This is a genomic window from Hydrogenophaga crassostreae (assembly GCF_001761385.1).
GTDB lineage: Bacteria > Pseudomonadota > Gammaproteobacteria > Burkholderiales > Burkholderiaceae_C > Hydrogenophaga > Hydrogenophaga crassostreae.
Genome location: NZ_CP017476.1, coordinates 2,704,473 through 2,720,682, shown reverse-complemented (window position 1 = coordinate 2,720,682; position 16,210 = coordinate 2,704,473). Strand labels below are relative to the sequence as shown.

The following is a 16,210-nucleotide window of genomic DNA, read 5'->3' as shown; positions in this document are numbered from 1 at the left end:
TTGCAAGGAATGAGTTTCTTCGCGACCAGCCACATAGAGAGTCTTCATGGATCGGCCCGGCGCCAGATGATCAGTAGCTGAAGTGGGCCAGGACTGCGAGGCTGGACGTGTCTTTGACATCCTGCAATTTGGCGCCATACGTTGCGCTGATTCGAACCTGCTTGTTCAAAAGGACATTCGCTTGCAGGCTCAGCAGCGTGGCGTTGATTTTCTCTGACTGGAAAACCTCGCTCTGCACGAAGCCCGCCGTGTTCGACTCTTCCATGGACACGGTGATGGCGTCACGGTAAAGGCTGGATATGTGGTTCAAGCTGCCACCGAACTGAACTTTGGCGCCCCTATCGAGAAAGATGGGACTGGACTGGATGTCAACTCCCAAGCCGGAGAGCAGTTCATTCATGCGCGACGAACTGTACTTCACGTCGGAGGTGTAGAGCGAAGAAAACTGGGCGGCATCCAGGTTGTGGGTCTGTCCGGTCAGCGAAACCCAAGGGGTGATGCTGAGACCACCACTGCGCATGGGATAGCGCAACTTGTTGACCATCGACCACGTGTCACCGGTGTTCTCGTTGGTCAAATTCAGATTGACGAGGTCGTCTTGGGACTGGTTGGTGAAATCCAGCTTCAGGTGGGAAACCTGGGCGCTGAACATCCCGCCGGCCAAGGGCTGGTGCAAGTAGGCGGACAGGGCGCTGGATGTGTATTGGCGAGACTGGTGCTCTTGAGCGGATGTCAGGTCTGTGGCTTGCTGGTATTGCAACAGTGCCACACCGATCCGGGCATCGCCTGGCTTATCCGATGTGCCCAGGCCGAAATCCAGAGCCAGCCCCGAGGGGGTTGATTGTGAAAATGCGGTTTGCTCGCTGAACGGACGAAACACCTGGCTGGTCTGCGCCGAGGATTGGCTGAGCGCATTCGTATCCTTGACACCCATTGGCAGCAGTCGGAAACCGTATTGAAGCGATTGTCCCGTTGTGTTTCCAAACGAGCTGCTCAACACCAGGGTGCCGTCATCGATGTCTGCATTGAGTTGAGCCGCCGAATCGGTGCCAGCGCTGACGCTGTTGGCCCAGTCCCATCCGCGGGTGAGGTAGTGTTGGTAGACGCGGGTGATGACTTTCTGACCGAGGCTGCCGAAATGGGTGCTGTCGGTGTACAGGGCGTCGATGCTGGAGCGGCTTGAGTCGGCCGTGGTCACGTTGGCAAACCCATAGGTCTCGGGGGTTGTAAAAATGCGCTCGAATGCCGTGTACATGTCCACTGCGATGACGTTTTTATGGGTATTGGCGATGCCGGCAATCATCGTATTCCACGTTGTCACCTGGCTTGCCGTGCTGTCGGCCACACCCGGGTTGCGGCTCCAGTCGTGGATTTGGGTGACGAAAATCCGTCGGTTTTCGTCTGCTGCGCCTGCTGCGATGAGTTCGTTGATGCCCGTCAGGTAGTCTGCGGATGAGTTGACCAGATTGTCAGGACTGCCTGTGCGACCGATGTCGTTGTGGCCGAGATAAACGACCGTGAGATCCCCATCGGCAATGGCTGTGCCACTCAATGCCGTGTCGATTTGTTGATCAAAAGACCGCACCTCACCGCTGCTGGCTCGAGCCCCGGCGATGGCGTAGTTCAGGTTCTCAGACACCAGTCCACTGGCCTGCAATTGCTCTGACCAGTTGATGGAGCCGAGATAGCTGGTGTAGTCGGGGTCTGAATAACTGTCGCCAAACACCCGCATTGTGTTCACCTGGACTTCTCCCAATGTGCTGCTGCCGGTTGCGCTGTAGGGATTGCTCACCGTTGGTGTGGACGAACCACTGCTGGCGCACCCGGTGAGCAGCGCGGCTGTGGCAATAGCGGTCAATGAGAAGAAGGCGCTTGAGCTCAACGAAGTTCCTAAAGGGGCGCAGTTTGGACCAGGGGCAGGGAGCACTTTGCTCGAGAAAAATGGAGTGAGTGTGGATTCGTGGAGTGCGGCCCCGTTGACTCAGTCGTTGCCGAAGAGGTCGCGTGTGAACACTTTGGCTTTGCTCAGGCTGTCGATCAACCGGTCAGATGGGGGGCCAGCCAGAGTCTTGGGGTGAAAGGCGGTGGGGTTTAAAAAATGGCGGCTTGACTGTGGGCTGCTGTGGCTCGACGCCTCGGGGCCACTGGCGTGCAAGAATCAAGCGGATTTTTGGCCGAAAACTTTGACCATCAGCAGAAACCCATATTGCCGAGGAGATTGCCCGTGAACACACCCACCGAAATCCCAAAACCCGCCTTCGTGTTGGTACACGGCTCGTGGCATGGCGCATGGTGTTGGGCGAGGGTATTGCCGCTGTTGCGCCAGGCTGGCCACGTGGCCCACGCGGTCACACTCACCGGCGTCGGCGAGCGTGCCCATTTGTTGAGCCCTGCTGTGGGCATCGATACCCACATTCAAGACGTGATCGGTTTGATCGATGCCGAGGAACTGAACGATGTGATTCTGGTGGGCCACAGCTATGCAGGCAACCTGATCACCTGCGTGGCCGACCGGTTGCAGCAGCGCAGTCCCGGCCTGTTGAATCAACTGGTTTACCTCGACGCAGGCATTCCCGACCCAGGCGACAGCTGGAGCACGCCACACACGCCTGAGACCGTGCAAAAGCGCATCGAAGAATCGAAGGCCAGCGGGGGACTGAGCTTTCCGCCGCCAGACGCCAGCGTGTTTGGCCTGTCGGGCGCTGATCGCGACTGGGTCAACCGCCGTCAAACACCGCAGCCTTTTCGGCTGTACCAGCAACCACTGCATTTCGATGCCGCCCGGGTGGCTGCGCTGCCGCGCACCTTTATCGATTGCAACAAGCCGCCGTTGGCCACAATTGATGCGGCACGCAAACGGGTTCGCAGCGAGCCGGGCTGGCGGGTGTTGGAGATGGCGACCGGACATGATCCGATGGTGAGTGCACCGCAAGATCTGGTGGATCTTTTGCTTCAATTGCCACCCAACTGCTCCTGATGGCCAGGACCACCTTCAGGCCATGACTTGGCGGCCTGAAAGGACTTTTCTCTCACCTCCAGAACCCACAGGGGTGGTTTGCTTCCGCCCTGTGGGTTTTGCCTTTTGCCCGGATCAGCGGGGGCCGTAGACAGGCAGCGGTGCCCCGGCTTCGAGTGCCCCGATATCGGGTGCGCTGCCGGCATAGCCATCATTGATGTTGGCCAGAGGCGTGCCCGCATTGGCCAACGAAGCGTCTGCGCGGGGGCGCAAGTCTGGCGCTGGGTACGTTGTCAATGGGGCGTTCGGAAACACCAATGGACTTGCCAGCGCGTTGAGGCTCGCTTCAACCGCGTTGTTTTCGCTGGTGGTGGCGCGCAGCGCGGTGAGGTTGGCAAAGCTTACTGAGCCCAGTTGCCCGGTGAAGAAGCTGATGCCGCCACCTGGCTGTGCAAAGCCGGTGCTGGAACCGAACGCATCAAAATTGGCATCGAGTGTGTTGTTCACCAGATCGGGCGCCTGGATCACCCGGCCCAAACCAGTGGAATAGCCGTTGTAGGTGCCTGTGAGCCCACCGACAAACCAGTTGTTGCGCATGTAAACAGCGTTGACGGCTTCGCCCGAGTAGTTCGCAAAGGCGTCACCCTTTTTCACCACGGTGTTGTGCAGCAACACGTCGCCTGTGCTGCCACGGTATTGTTTAAAGGCCAGGTGAACCGCGTTGTAGACGGCGTTGCGAATGAAGTAGGTGGGGCCACCCAGGCCGGGCTGGGATGACAGCGCGATGAAGCTGTTGGTGATGCGGTTGCGCATGATGCGGCAGTTGTGCTGGCAGAAATCGGCCTCCACGCCATCGTCAGCCGACTCGCGAATGTCGTTGTTCAAAACATCGATGCTGTGCTGGTCTTCCGCTTCGCGGCCCTCCAGAAAAGAGATGCCATCGCGCATGCCGCTCACCTGGTTGTTCTGGATCACATGGCCTGGGCCCGTGACCAGAATGCCTTCACCCTGGTTGTTTCCATTCACACCGAGCGAGGCTTCCGCCCAGGGGGTCAGGCCATTGACCACGTTGTCGGCGATGTAGCTGTTCTCGGCGCGCAAGAACGTCACGATGCCGTCACCACCACGGTCGGCGCGGGCGTTGATGGTGTTGCGTGTGATGACCATGTGGTTGCTGCCGTTGAAGCGGATGCGTCCGTTCACCGTCAAGCCGCTGATGTGGATGTGCTGCTTCATGAACACGCCCATCTCACCCTCAACCACCACGTTGGCGCCGGGTGCAGCGCGCACCACGATGGGCATGCCCGCGCTGCCGCTCTTGTCGATGTTGAAACCGTCGTAGGTGCCTGTGGCCAGCTCCACAATGTCGCCCGGCTGGGCACCGCTCAACACACCGCCGAGGGTCGCAGGTGTAGCGGCTTTCACGGGTGCGCCGGCCATCGGCGCGGGCACGGGCCGTGTGCGCACAATGAGGCTGCTCGTGCGGCTGCCGCCATCGGGGTCGGTGAGCACCACTTCCACCTCGTATGTGGTGTCGCTTTGCAGGTCGAACACGCTGCCCACATGGCGGTAGTCCCACGACAGTCCGGTGTTGCTGTTGCTCCCTGCCACCACGCGGCGCAGGGGAAGGCCCTGGCGCCAGGCGCTGCTGCCCTGCATCCGGTAGCGCAGGCTGGCGGTGCTGTTGCGGTTGGCATCGCCGCTGACGGGCCATTCCAGACTGATGTTTTCCAGTGTGGGAAAAGGTGCGCTCAAGGTACCTGCCACCACGGCGTTCGGGCCGCCTGCGGGCGCGCTCCCGATCACGTAGTAGGCCAGGCCTTCAAAGCGGTACTGTGCCAGGCCGTTGGTCTCGTTGGGGTTGGCGGAGTAGAAATGAAAACCCTGGCCGGTCAGGTAGGACCGGTACAGTGGTGCAAAGCCGGCGCCTGCCACCTTGCTGGCGTGGTAAGCCACGCCTTCCAGGCGAAACAGGGGCAGGTTGGCTAGCACATGGTCGCGTTCATCGGCGCTGATGGTGTAGAAGTGCACGCCGGTCTGCAGGTTGTAGAAGCGGTACACCGGGCTCAGGCCGGGCGCGCTTTGACCACTGGCCTGAAAAGCCTGGCCCTCGTAGTCCATGTGGCTCAGGTTGGCGCGCACCGAATCGCGCTCAGCTTCGCTGGTTGTGTAGAAATGGGCGCCTGTGTTGCGGTTGTAAAAGCGGAAGACGGGCACGCTCGAAAGCGCTTTGGTTTGGATGCGTGCGGCACCGCCTGCTTGCTCTTGGGCTTGAGCCAGCTCGGTTGCATTGATGCTGGCCCCTTTGGACAGTGCGGCGTCGGCTTCAGCGTCGGGAGATGCGTTCACCCACAGCTTGTCTGCCACACCGACGGGATCTGCAGGCAACACGGACACTCCGGCAGGGGTGTTGGACCGTTGGGCGTGCTGCGGCGCGCTGCTGTCATGGCCTCCGCCACAGGCAGTCAAAGCGAGCAGGGCGGTTGAAAAGAGCACCTTTGATGAATAGGCGGTGGTGGCTTGGGGACGGGGCTTGTGCATCTTGTCTATGGTCACATGAAAGTTGCCCTTGATCGTAACGACCTGATTCGTGGAGGCACCTGGTCACGGATAAGCTGGAGCCGAAGGGTGGGTCCGATGGATTGCCCGGTCAGGGGGGCGGGATGGTTGGGTGAGCGGATTGGCCCGACGTGGCGTGAATGGCCAGAAATCCAGGGGCGATGAACGGTCAGGCGCTGCTTTGAAGTGGAGCAGGTATGCAGATCCATGATTTACGATTGGTTTCGAGCATGTATCCCGGCCGCTTTCGTCCGGTCCTGAAGGACAGGCCCCAGGCGGCCCCCACCCCAGATCAACGTTACATTTCTATTGGTACCCAAGAGGAGCCTCCAGATTGACAGCCCTGCCCAGTCCGACCAGCCAGCGTCTCGACCGCATTGACCTTGTGCGTGCCATCGCCATGTTGTGGATGACGGCTTACCACTTCTGTTTTGACCTGAACTACCACGGACTGATCAGCGAAGATTTTTACCAGGACCCTTTCTGGACCTGGCAACGCACGGCAATCGTGAGCCTGTTTCTGTTCACGGCGGGTGTGTCACAGGCCATTGCCGTGGACCAGGGGCAAACCTGGGGCAGGTTCTGGCGGCGCTGGCGGCAAGTGGCTCTGGCGGCCTTGCTTGTGACGGCAGGATCGTGGTGGATGTTTCCACGCGGGGTGATTTACTTCGGCGTGTTGCACGGCATCGCGGTGATGCTGATCGTCGTGCGGCTCACAGCAGGTTGGGGGCGCTGGTTGTGGCCTTTGGGGGTTTTGGCCATTGCGGGCAAGTTTGTCGCTCCGGCCTTGATGGCGATGGAGCCAGGGTTGTTGGTGTTCAACACGCCATGGCTCAACTGGCTGGGGTTGATCAACCGTTTTCCCGTGACGGAAGACTATGTGCCGCTGCTGCCCTGGTTGGGGGTCATGTGGTGGGGCATGGCAGCCGGGCGGTGGGCCCTGGCGCAGCGGCCCGCCTGGCTGGGGGCGGGTGACACATCTGCTGCCGGCCTGAAGCGCGGCATGGTGGTGATGGGGCGTTGGAGTCTTGTCTACTATCTGTTGCACCAGCCGGTGATGCTGGCCCTCATTGCAGGCGCTCTCTGGCTGTTGGGCTGAGCATCGCCTGCATAGCGCTGGCAGGTGGGCCCCGTGTTATCGGTTCACGATCTGTGTCAACACTTCATCCAGTGCGGCCAACAGCCGGTCCACATCGGCCTCGCTGGTCTGTGGACAAACCAGCATCATGTTGTGAAACGGCGTGATCATCACGCCCCGGTTGAGCAGCCCCAGGTGGATCAGGTGCTCCAGTTCACCGTCCAGAATGCCTTCGGCTTCGGCGCCATTTCTGGGTGGGGTCGGCGCGAACTGGAACTCTGTTCGGGCGCCTACTTGCGTGACGCACCAGGGTAAACCGTGTTTCGCGATCAGGCCACGAATCCCGTTTGCCAGACGCTCGGCGAGTGGCAGCATGTGGGCATAGGCGGCAGGGGTGATCACCTCGGTGAGTGCGGCGCGCATGGCCGCCATGGCGAGCATGTTGCCAGTGAGCGTGGTTCCGATGCCGCTGTGGCCGGGGGGCGCATCTTGTTTGGCTTTGACAGCGAGTTCGGCGAGTTCGGCACTCATGCCATACACCGCGCAGCCCACGCCGCCACCCACCGGTTTGCCGAGCACCAGTGCGTCGGGCTTCAGGCCAAAGGCCTGGGAGTAGCCGCCAGGACCGGTGCTGATGGTGTGGGTTTCATCGGCCACGAGCATGGCGCCGTGTTGCTTGATCAGCGTTTGTGCCGCCTCCCAGTAACCGGGCTCGGGCAGCACCATGCCGATGTTGGTCATGACGGGCTCTGCCAGGACGCAGGCGATATCGCCTTTCGAAAGCGCAGCCTCCAGCGCGGCCAGATCGTTGAATTCGATCACGACCGTGTGTTCGGTGAGGTCGTGTACCTGGCCCAGAAGGCTGTCCCGCTGCACAGGCTGGCCATGCACCAGATCAACGAACACGTCTTCAATCGTGCCGTGGTAGCAGCCATTGAACACCAGAATTTTTCTTCGCCCGGTGGCGGCACGTATCCAGCGCACCGTATACCGGTTGGCATCGGTGGCACTCATGGCGAATTGCCACAGGGGCAAACCGAATCGTTCGCTCAGGGCTCTCCCCACCATGCCGGCGTCTGCCGTGGCGAGCATGGTGGTGTAGCCGCGGGTGGCCTGTGCTGCCAGGGCAGCGGCCACAGGGGCGGGCGAGTGACCGAACATGGCGCCGGTATCGCCCAGGCAGAAATCGGTCAGTGTGTGGCCGTCGGCATCGTTGACTTCGGCGCCTGAGGCGCTGTCGACGTGCAAGGCAAACGGCGTGCCCCAGTCGGTCATCCAGTGCAGCGGTACGCCAAAGAGCAGGTGTTGTTGAGCCAGGGCCGCCAAAGCCGCCGATCTTGGGTTGCGTTGCTCGAAGGTCTGGCGCTCGGCCGCCAAAAAATCTTGCGCGCGTCGCCAGTCAAGGCCGGATCGGGTGGTTTTGGGGGTCATCAATGGCTCTCCTTGAACGGTCTTCATTATGGGCAAAAGGCCGCAGTCGGCAGCATCGGGGCCGTGAAAGAGGGCGAGTAGCTTCACCCTTTCGGCCAAAAAAAACGCGGCCGAAGCCGCGTAGTCGCGTGGGCCAGATTGCCCGGGCTTATTCCACCTTGGCTTTTTCGCGCAAGGAGTTCTGGAAAGTCGCGAGGCGCTGCTGCTTGAGTTGCTGACCGATCTGGTCTTTGATCTCTTCGAGCTTGGGCAGTTGAGCCTGACGGATGTCGTCCACGCGGATCACGTGCCAGCCAAACTGGCTCTTCACGGGCGCTTCAGTCATCTCGCCTTTGCCCAGTTTGATCATGGCTTCGGAGAACTCGGTCACGTAGCTGGCCGCATTGGCCCAGTCGAGATCGCCACCATTGGCGCCGGATCCTGGGTCTTTGGACTGTTTTTTCGCGATGTCTTCAAATTTGGCGCCACCTTTGAGCTGGGTGATGATGGCCTTGGCGTCGTCTTCTTTGTCCACCAGAATGTGGCGGGCTCGGTATTCTTTGCCGCCATTGGCAGCAGCAAATTTGTCGTATTCGGCCTGAATGTCGGCATCGGTGACAGGGTGGGCCTTTTCTTCGTTGGCAAACAGGGCGCGAATCATCAGTGACTGGCGAGCGAGTTCCATCTGAATTTTGTAGTCATCGCCGCCGGCCACGCCGCGCTTTTCGGCTTCCTGCATGAACACCTCGCGCATGATGACCTCTTGCTTGAGTTGGGCGCGGGTGGCCTCGTCCACCTTTTGTCCGCCAGCCTCAACCTGTTTGGCGAGTGCTTCAACCCGTGCCATGGGAACAGCTTTGCCGTTCACGATGGCAACGTTTTGTGCGGTGGCCCATGGGGCTGCGACCAACAGGGCGGCTGCGGTGAGTGCCGTCAATGAAAACTTCATGGTGTTCCTCAGGAGTGAAATGACAAATTGGAGTGGGTCCGGGCCCTTGGGGTTCCCGGCCAACGGGGGTGAAATGGGTGTCAGCGCTGAACTTCTATGGCCAATGCGTGCAGCCCGGCATCGGTGAATTTTTGCAGCGCATCATACACAAGCCGGTGTTGTGCGACCCGCGTTTTGCCTTCGAATGCCTTGCCGCCAATGCGCACGCGGAAATGGGTGCCGTAGCCCAGACCGTTGGACCCAGCATGGCCGGCATGGGCTTCGCTTTCATCGACAACCTCAAGCGACTCGGGGGCCAGCGCCTTTTCCAGGCATGTGCGCAGGGCATCGGCCGTGGGGATGGCGGAATCGTGGTCGCTCATGAGGCATCTTTCTCGGTGTTGGGGGGGCATCTTTGGAGGGGGTGTCATCGCCGATGTAGCGGGAGATATAGAGCCCTTGTCCAACGATAAAAATGATCGGAAAGGCGTACCCCCAGATCTTGAAATTTACCCAGTCTTCGGTCGAATACAGGGCCGCCACATAGCCATTCAGTGTGGCCATGAAAAGAAAATAGGTGACCCAGATCACAGTCAGTCTCGCCCATACCGCTTGCGGCAGGCTGAGCTGGCTGCCGAGCAGAATCTGCAGGAAGTTCTTCTTCCAGATCCACAAAGCGGCGCCCAGAACAATGGCCATGCTGGCGTAAAGCACTGTGGGCTTCCATTTGATGAAACGCTCATCGTGGAGTGCCAATGTCAACACACCAAAAACAACCACCAACACCAAGGTGACCTTCTGCATGGTCTGAAGCTTGCGGTCGACTGCATAGATGAGGCCCGTTTGAATCACGGTTGCCGCCATGAGCACGGCCGTTGCCGTGTAGATGTCATACAGCTTGTAGGCTGCCACGAACAGGGCAATGGGGAAAAAATCGATAAGAATGCGCATCGGGGAATTATCGCGCTCTGGCGAGGTGAATTTCTGACCTCCAGGAATACCCCCGGCTTGGATCTCGGCCCGGTGATTTGTAAGGAATCAAGACCTGTTGTGACCAACGGGTTCATCGACGGCGTACTCAGCGCTCCACCGGGCCAGCAGTGGCCGGCTCTGGAGCCGCTGATGGCGCTGCTTCATTTGCCTCGACCGCACCCTACAAACAGAGATCCAAACCATGCCCAGTGAACGCATCGAATTTCCCGGCAGCCTGGGCGAGACCTTGGCGGGGCGCCTGGACACGCCCGACAACGCGCCTCACGCCTGGGCTGTTTTTGCCCATTGTTTCACCTGCTCCAAAGACAGCAAGGCCGCAGCGTTCATTGCACGGGCCCTGTCGGAAGCGGGATTTGGCGTATTGCGCTTCGATTTCACCGGCCTCGGTGGCAGCGGTGGTGATTTCGCCAACACCCATTTCAGTTCCAATGTAGACGACCTGCTCGCCGCAGCCGCCTGGTTGCGTACCCACCATGGGGCGCCTTCGCTGTTGATCGGACATTCGCTGGGGGGGCAGCGGTTCTGGCGGCGGCCAGACGTGTCGACGATTGCCGGGCCGTGGTCACAGTGGGTGCCCCCTTTGAGCCTGGGCACGTCACCCATCAGTTGGACGGCGAAAGCCTGCAGGTGATTGAAAAGGAGGGCGAGGCGTCTGTGTCGCTGGCGGGGCGCCAGTTCACCATTCGCCGCGAGTTCGTGCAGGATCTGGCCGGGCAACCGCAGGCCGATCGCATTCGCGGGCTGGCCAAACCCCTGCTTATCTTGCATGCGCCGCTCGACCAGACCGTAGGGGTGGACAACGCACGCCGCATTTTTGAAACCGCGGTGCACCCGAAATCGTTTGTGGCGCTTGATGGCGCTGACCATTTGCTCAACAACGCGCAAGACGCGCAGTTTGCGGCGAGCCTGATTGCGGCCTGGTCGCGTCGGTATCTGCCTTCGGAGGTCCCCCAGCCTGCAAGGCTGCCCGAGTCCGAATCCACAAGCACTGTGGCCGGCGAAGGGGTTGTGGTGGTTTCCGAGCGTGGAACCGGCCGCTTTACGCAGGTGGTCAGCGCGGGGCAGCACCAGTTCCTGATGGATGAACCAGCGGCAGCGGGTGGTGATGACGAGGGGCCAACGCCCTACGACATGCTCAACGCGGCGCTGGGCGCATGCACTGCAATGACAGTGCGCATGTATGCCCGTCGCAAGCGATGGCCGCTGGCCTCGGTTCGGGTGGCGCTGGTGCATGACAAGGTGCATGCCACAGACTGTGAGGATTGCGAAAACCGTGACGGCAAAGTCGACCAGATCGTGCGTGTGGTGGAACTGCAAGGCGATCTGGACGAGGCGCAGCGCGCGCGGCTGATCGAAATTGCCGATCGGTGCCCGGTTCACCAGACCCTGCATGCCGAAGTGCGCATACTGACCCGCCAGGGCAAGTTGTGAGCATCTAAAGGTGGATGGTGCTGGCCAGTGGAACGCCTTCGGGTGCTTCATAGTCGGCGATCACGCAGGCTCGGCCCGCCTGCTCGGAAAAATCTTGCAACACCTCGCGCAACAGGCGCATCGAAGGTCCATCGAGCGCAGCGAAGGGCTGGTCGATCAAGGTGAGCGCAGCGCCTGAAGCGAGCGCGGCACTGATCCACACCTTGCGCCGGCTCCCTGCCGAAAGCATGTACAGCGGCTTGTCCATGTGGGGCGACAGGCCAAAATCCTTCACCAGCGCGCCCAACATGCCGGGGTTGAGCAAGGGGTAGCAGTCGGGGAGGGTGTTGAACCACGCAGACGGACTGGTTTGGTCCAGAGCGGTGTGCAGAGGGTCGGTGCGAAACACCATCGGGGCGTAGGTCTCGGGTTGCTTGTCGGCTCGCTGCCCCTGGGTTTCGACCCAGCCGCCGCTGGGCGCGAGCTCGCCTGCCAGAATGCGCAGCAAGGTGGTTTTGCCGGTTTGCTCATCGCCTTGCACCAGCGTGACCCCGGCCGGAATGGCGATGCTCAACCCCTCAAAAAGCACATGGTTGCCCCACGCATGGCTGAGGTGTCGCGTCTGTGAGATGGCGGGATGCGGTGTGGCGCTCATGTTGCTGGCAGGTAGAGCGGATCAGTAGTTGACGTTGAACCGCGTGCCGCCCTGATTGAAGATGGCGCTGTGTGGCCCGATGGCTTCCAGCAGCAAGCCGGGCGACAACTCTTGTCCTTCCTTGACCACCTGGCCATTGGCGATCAGCATGCGGTGGGCGGCGTTGGCCGAGTACGACGACCCGCTCACGGCGATCTGGGGCAAGGCGGCGCGCTGCGCCGGGCTCAATGCCACCACGGTATTGGCGGGCTTTTTCTTGGCATCAACAGGTTCATCGGGCGAAGCTTTTGCCTTCGCCTCGGCTGGCGTGTTTCGAGGGGGTGGGGGCGTCGGTGGTGCTTTCGCCAGAATCGGAAGCACGGGAGCCGCAGGCGGCTTCTTGCCGTCTGGTTCGTTGGCTGGAGCCTGGGCAATGGCGGGGGCGTTGACGACCGCAGAAGGCGCGGCTGTTGCTGGTGCCTGAGTCGGGGGGCTTGTCTCAACGGGGGGCAGGTCCGGCATGGGTGCCGTGGCCATGGGTTCGGGACGGTCACTGTTCTGAGTGTTCCGCCCGTACCAGAGCCATGCAGCAGCAGCCACCAGTGCCAGAACCGCGATACCGATGCCCCAGGCACGGTAGCGAGGGGCCCGGCGTGAGGGCGCGAATGTTGCGGATGGTTCGGTGCCAAGTGACTGGAGCACTGCGCCCTGGCTGCGTTCGGCATCGGCCCGTTTCAGGGCATCAAGTATGTAGGACATGTGTTCTTCAAGGGCTCGCCTGCGCGAGCCGCGGTTCTTCCACGCCGGTGGCGCGGTTGATCAGAATCAAGGTGGTGGTGCTGGCGAAGCCGTTGACATCGATGCCGTTGGCGCGCTGGAAGGCTTCGACCCTTTCTTTCAGGGTCCCGGCGCTGGCGGGTAACTTCCCGTTGTCTTGAAGGTGCTTGAGTTGCTCGCCCATCCAGTTGGCGGCGGTACCGCTGTAGCCGTTGCTCAGGTGCTCCTTCTGGCCGGGTGGCGTGCGCCAGAGGGTGGCGTAGGAGCCCGCCCAGACACTGCTCAAGGCGCTCAGCGGCATGCGCCAGCGTTGTTCATCCACGCTGAGTTCAATCGCCACATCGGATATGGCTGTGGCCATCACATATCCCGAACCCTGGCCGCTGATCTGCAGTTTGAGCAGGGCCGGACGGTCGAGCTGGCGCAGACCATTGACGGTCATGCGCGTCGTCCGGTAACACTGAAGGCCGCGTTCAATGGCCTGCAGGCAGGGATTCCTGGCAGTCAAAGGCTGCCCCCACAATTCGCTCAACGCACGGAAACCTTCGTTTTCGTTGTCGATCCAGACAGCGCTGGGGGGTGGGCCAGGCGGTAGCAGGTCGAGGTTGGGTGCCGGCGGGGACGGAGATGGAGCTGGAGTCGGCGTTGCTGTTGCTGTTGCTGTTGCTGTTGCTGTTGCCGCCGGCACAACCAACGCTTCAGGTGGTTTTGCTTTCTCGCTTGTGGGCTGTTGCACGAAGGGCGCGGCTGGAGCCGCAGGCTTCATGAGCGCGTTGCCGCCCCACATCAACAGGGCGCCTGCTCCGGCGCCCAATGCCAGTCCGGCCCACCAGTTCCCGCCACGTGCCATTGCTGCCCACAGGCTTGGTCTGGATGTGCCATAAAACACTTCACCAGCAGCCCGGTCAATCATCTGATGGGTGATCGTTTTCTGGCCACTGGCATAGGCGCCCAACAACGCTCGATCACACAACAGGTTGATGCGGCGAGGCACGCCTGCGGTCACGCGGTGCACCTGACGAAGGGCCTTTTCTTCGAACGGCTGCGCTCCTCGCCATCCGGCCACGCTCAATCGGTGGGCGACATATTTTCGGGTTTCCGATTCGCTCAGTGCGCCCAGATGAAAGCGCGCGATGACCCTCTGGGAGAGCTGTTCCAGCTCGGGGCGGGCGAGCATCTCGCGCAGCTCAGGCTGGCCAATCAGAATGATTTGCAGCAGCTTGCGGACATTGGTTTCCAGGTTGGTCAGCAGGCGCAGCTGCTCCAGCACATAGGTGGTGAGGTTTTGCGCCTCGTCGATGATGAGGATGTTGTGCTGGCCAGCCGCATGGCTGCTCAGGAGATAGGCGTTGAGCGGATCCAGGTAGTCTTTGATCGTGGCCGGACCAGTGCCTTCGTGCTTCACTTCAATGTGAAACTCATGGCAGATCGTTTTCAGCAGGTCGCCGACCGTCAGTTTTGGATTGAAGATGTACGCCACATTGCAGTGCGACGGAATCTGTTCCAGAAAACAGCGGCAGACGGTGGTCTTGCCGGCGCCGATTTCACCGGTGAGCAACACGAAGCCGCCACCCCCTTCTATGCCGTAGAGCAGGTGTGCAAACGCCTCCCGGTGGCGCTGGCTCAGAAAGAGGTAGCGGGGATCGGGCGCGATCGAAAAGGGGGTCTGGTTGAGCCCGAAAAACGCAGCGTACATGGGCGTGAAGGATACCGGCATAGCGGGTTGAACCGGTGGCGTTAAATGACCTCAGCAGCTTCGACGCTCAACGCATGCGCTCGGCCACCCAACTGGCCAGCTCGGCGGCGGCTGTTTGCGTGGCATCGCTCAGTGCCCGGGCACCGCCAGCCGCATCGCTGGAGGGGGCGGGTGTATTGGCAACAATCTTGCGCTGAGCCACCAGGGTGTCACCTTTGAGCAAGGTGGCGCGAAGCTGCACCGAGCCCCGGCTGGATTGTGGGGTGTCAAAAATCTGTCCGAAAGTTTCCAGCGAGAGCTGCAAAACGAAGTCGGTTGAACTGTCACCCAGCGAGACCACTGGCTGTTGTTGGCTCAACACCTCGCGAACGCGTTGCGCCACCAGGTGCGCTGGCGGCATGCTCCAGCGGGCTTGTGAATATGGCGTCAGCTCCTGCCCGTTGGCGTAAGCGAGGCGGTACTCCATGGCTGTGCTGTTTTGACCCCAGGCGGTTTGAATTTCAGCCAGAGCCAGGGGCGACAGGGTTGGTCCGGAGCCAGCAGGCTGGGCCACCGGGGCGCCGAAGTCATACACGGTTTTGCTCACCGGCGCAGACGGCGTGGCGCAGGCCACCAGCAGGCCAACCAGCGGCACCAACAGGAGCGAGCGCGATTTCGGGCTGCAAGCAAGGATTCTGGTCAATGACATGGGGTTGCTCCTAAGGCGAAGGGTGGTCTGGGCTGCAGGCGGGCATCAAGGCGTTGAAGCCGCTGGTGCCACAAAGCCGGGCTCCCCCGGGCCAGGGCGAACGTCGCCACCGCCAAAGATCAGGCTCTGCGGGTTGTCGATGATGCCGTCCAGCACCTGATCGGCGCTCTGGGCGGCCCGGGTGGCCGCGTCTGCGGTGCGGCCGGCGCTGGCGCTGGCACGGGCCACGCTGGGCAATACGGTGGCATTGATCGCTTTGGCGCTGTCAGCCAGTGCCTGGCTGGTGTTGCCGAGTTGCTCCAACGTGCCACCGGGTCTGGACAGGCTGTCGGCCATTTTTGTGAGCGACTGGGCGGTTTCGGTGGCGGCTTTCGCGGTGGCATTGATTTCTCTTGCCGAGCCCTGCAGGGTTTTCATGGTCGCCTGGGTGTCGGCCACCAGACCCGGGATGTCCGTTTTCTGTGGCCCCAGCTGGGCATCAAAAATGGCCTGAATGCGCTCCGTCGCCGCGCCTACCTTGTCGGCGCTTTTGCCAATGCTTTCCACCGTGTCAAGAATGGATTTCTGGTTGTCGGGCGAGAGCAGCGTGCTGATGCGCTCCGAGATGTTCTTGGCTTGTTGCAGCAGAAAGGTGCCCTGATCGGCGAACTGGCTCAACAGACCGGGGCGCAAAGGGATGCGGGTGGGGTTGCTGCTGTTCGTGGTCAAGGCGCTACCGGTAGGGCCTTCGTTGTCCAGCTGCACGAAAGCGAGCCCGGTCACACCCTGGTAACCCAGGGTGGCGTAGGTGCTGGAGCTCAGTGGCAGGTCTTTGTCGATATCGATACGAACCAATACGTTTTCACGGTTGGCAGGGTCAAACCCGATGTGCACCACTTTACCCACGTTGATGCCCCGAAATCGCACGGCCGCCTGCTCAGACAAACCGGTCACCGATTCCTGGGTCGACATTTCATAAATATCGCCGACCCGCTTGCCGCTGGTGAGCCATGAGGTCAGCCCCAGCAGCAGTGCGGCCACCGCGACGACAAACAGGCCAGCGGCCCAGGCATGAGATTTGTTTTCCATGGTGTGTTTTTTC

At 61.1% G+C, this 16,210-nt stretch carries 14 protein-coding genes and 1 pseudogene; 4 read left to right on the top strand and 11 right to left on the bottom strand.

Annotation, left to right across the window (positions count from 1 at the left end):
• Positions 1–70 precede the first annotated feature (70 nt).
• Entirely contained in the window at positions 71–1,882 is a 1,812-nt protein-coding gene (locus LPB072_RS12475) for a GDSL-type esterase/lipase family protein (protein ID WP_157559315.1), read from the bottom strand.
• 342 nt (positions 1,883–2,224) lie between these two features.
• On the opposite strand from LPB072_RS12475, the gene LPB072_RS12470 reads away from it, so the two are divergent.
• Entirely contained in the window at positions 2,225–2,977 is a 753-nt protein-coding gene (locus LPB072_RS12470) for an alpha/beta hydrolase (RefSeq protein ID WP_231943241.1), read from the top strand.
• A 114-nt stretch (positions 2,978–3,091) separates the two neighbouring features.
• On the opposite strand, the gene LPB072_RS12465 is transcribed toward LPB072_RS12470, so the two are convergent.
• Positions 3,092–5,497 (bottom strand): hypothetical protein, encoded by a 2,406-nt coding sequence (locus tag LPB072_RS12465; RefSeq protein ID WP_197508823.1) that lies wholly within the window; start codon positions 5,495–5,497, stop codon positions 3,092–3,094.
• Positions 5,498–5,915: 418 nt separating this feature from the next.
• On the opposite strand from LPB072_RS12465, the gene LPB072_RS12460 reads away from it, so the two are divergent.
• Entirely contained in the window at positions 5,916–6,614 is a 699-nt protein-coding gene (locus tag LPB072_RS12460) for a DUF1624 domain-containing protein (protein WP_082876949.1), read from the top strand.
• 36 nt (positions 6,615–6,650) lie between these two features.
• On the opposite strand, the gene LPB072_RS12455 is transcribed toward LPB072_RS12460, so the two are convergent.
• The 4 genes and pseudogenes from LPB072_RS12455 to LPB072_RS12440 all read right to left on the bottom strand — a co-directional run.
• Positions 6,651–8,024 carry an aspartate aminotransferase family protein gene (locus tag LPB072_RS12455; protein ID WP_066090921.1) on the bottom strand — a complete coding sequence of 458 codons (1,374 nt, stop codon included), beginning with the start codon at positions 8,022–8,024 and terminating at the stop codon, positions 6,651–6,653.
• A 148-nt stretch (positions 8,025–8,172) separates the two neighbouring features.
• Positions 8,173–8,952, bottom strand: coding sequence for a peptidylprolyl isomerase (locus LPB072_RS12450; protein WP_066090185.1), 780 nt, complete (start codon positions 8,950–8,952; stop codon positions 8,173–8,175).
• Positions 8,953–9,032: 80 nt separating this feature from the next.
• Positions 9,033–9,314, bottom strand: coding sequence for a BolA family protein (locus LPB072_RS12445; protein WP_066090182.1), 282 nt, complete (start codon positions 9,312–9,314; stop codon positions 9,033–9,035).
• A 34-nt stretch (positions 9,315–9,348) separates the two neighbouring features.
• Positions 9,349–9,882: pseudogene (locus LPB072_RS12440) on the bottom strand (septation protein A); the annotation flags it as partial.
• A gap of 223 nt (positions 9,883–10,105) precedes the next feature.
• Here LPB072_RS12440 and LPB072_RS24150 point away from each other — a divergent pair.
• Together LPB072_RS24150 and LPB072_RS24145 are read left to right on the top strand one after the other, a co-directional pair.
• Complete coding sequence (locus LPB072_RS24150; protein ID WP_331245829.1) at positions 10,106–10,555, top strand: alpha/beta fold hydrolase; 450 nt, start codon at positions 10,106–10,108, stop codon at positions 10,553–10,555.
• Positions 10,531–11,355, top strand: coding sequence for a bifunctional alpha/beta hydrolase/OsmC family protein (locus tag LPB072_RS24145; RefSeq protein ID WP_331245828.1), 825 nt, complete (start codon positions 10,531–10,533; stop codon positions 11,353–11,355). The genes LPB072_RS24150 and LPB072_RS24145 overlap by 25 nt, the downstream gene beginning before the upstream one ends.
• A 4-nt stretch (positions 11,356–11,359) precedes the next feature.
• Here LPB072_RS24145 and LPB072_RS12430 read toward each other — a convergent pair whose 3' ends face one another.
• Genes LPB072_RS12430 through LPB072_RS12410 form a run of 5 tightly spaced genes read right to left on the bottom strand, consistent with a single transcriptional unit; the run spans position 11,360 to position 16,197 of the window.
• Entirely contained in the window at positions 11,360–11,989 is a 630-nt protein-coding gene (locus tag LPB072_RS12430; RefSeq protein WP_082876916.1) for an ABC transporter ATP-binding protein, read from the bottom strand.
• 21 nt (positions 11,990–12,010) lie between these two features.
• Positions 12,011–12,727 (bottom strand): general secretion pathway protein GspB, encoded by a 717-nt coding sequence (locus LPB072_RS12425; RefSeq protein WP_066090173.1) that lies wholly within the window; start codon positions 12,725–12,727, stop codon positions 12,011–12,013.
• 7 nt (positions 12,728–12,734) lie between these two features.
• Positions 12,735–14,462, bottom strand: a complete 1,728-nt coding sequence (locus LPB072_RS12420; protein ID WP_331245827.1) for an ExeA family protein — start codon at positions 14,460–14,462, stop codon at positions 12,735–12,737.
• Positions 14,463–14,508: 46 nt separating this feature from the next.
• Positions 14,509–15,129: an ABC-type transport auxiliary lipoprotein family protein gene (locus LPB072_RS12415; protein WP_066090171.1), complete on the bottom strand. Its 621-nt coding sequence runs from the start codon at positions 15,127–15,129 to the stop codon at positions 14,509–14,511.
• 45 nt (positions 15,130–15,174) lie between these two features.
• Positions 15,175–16,197 (bottom strand): MlaD family protein, encoded by a 1,023-nt coding sequence (locus tag LPB072_RS12410; protein ID WP_066090169.1) that lies wholly within the window; start codon positions 16,195–16,197, stop codon positions 15,175–15,177.
• Positions 16,198–16,210 lie beyond the last annotated feature (13 nt).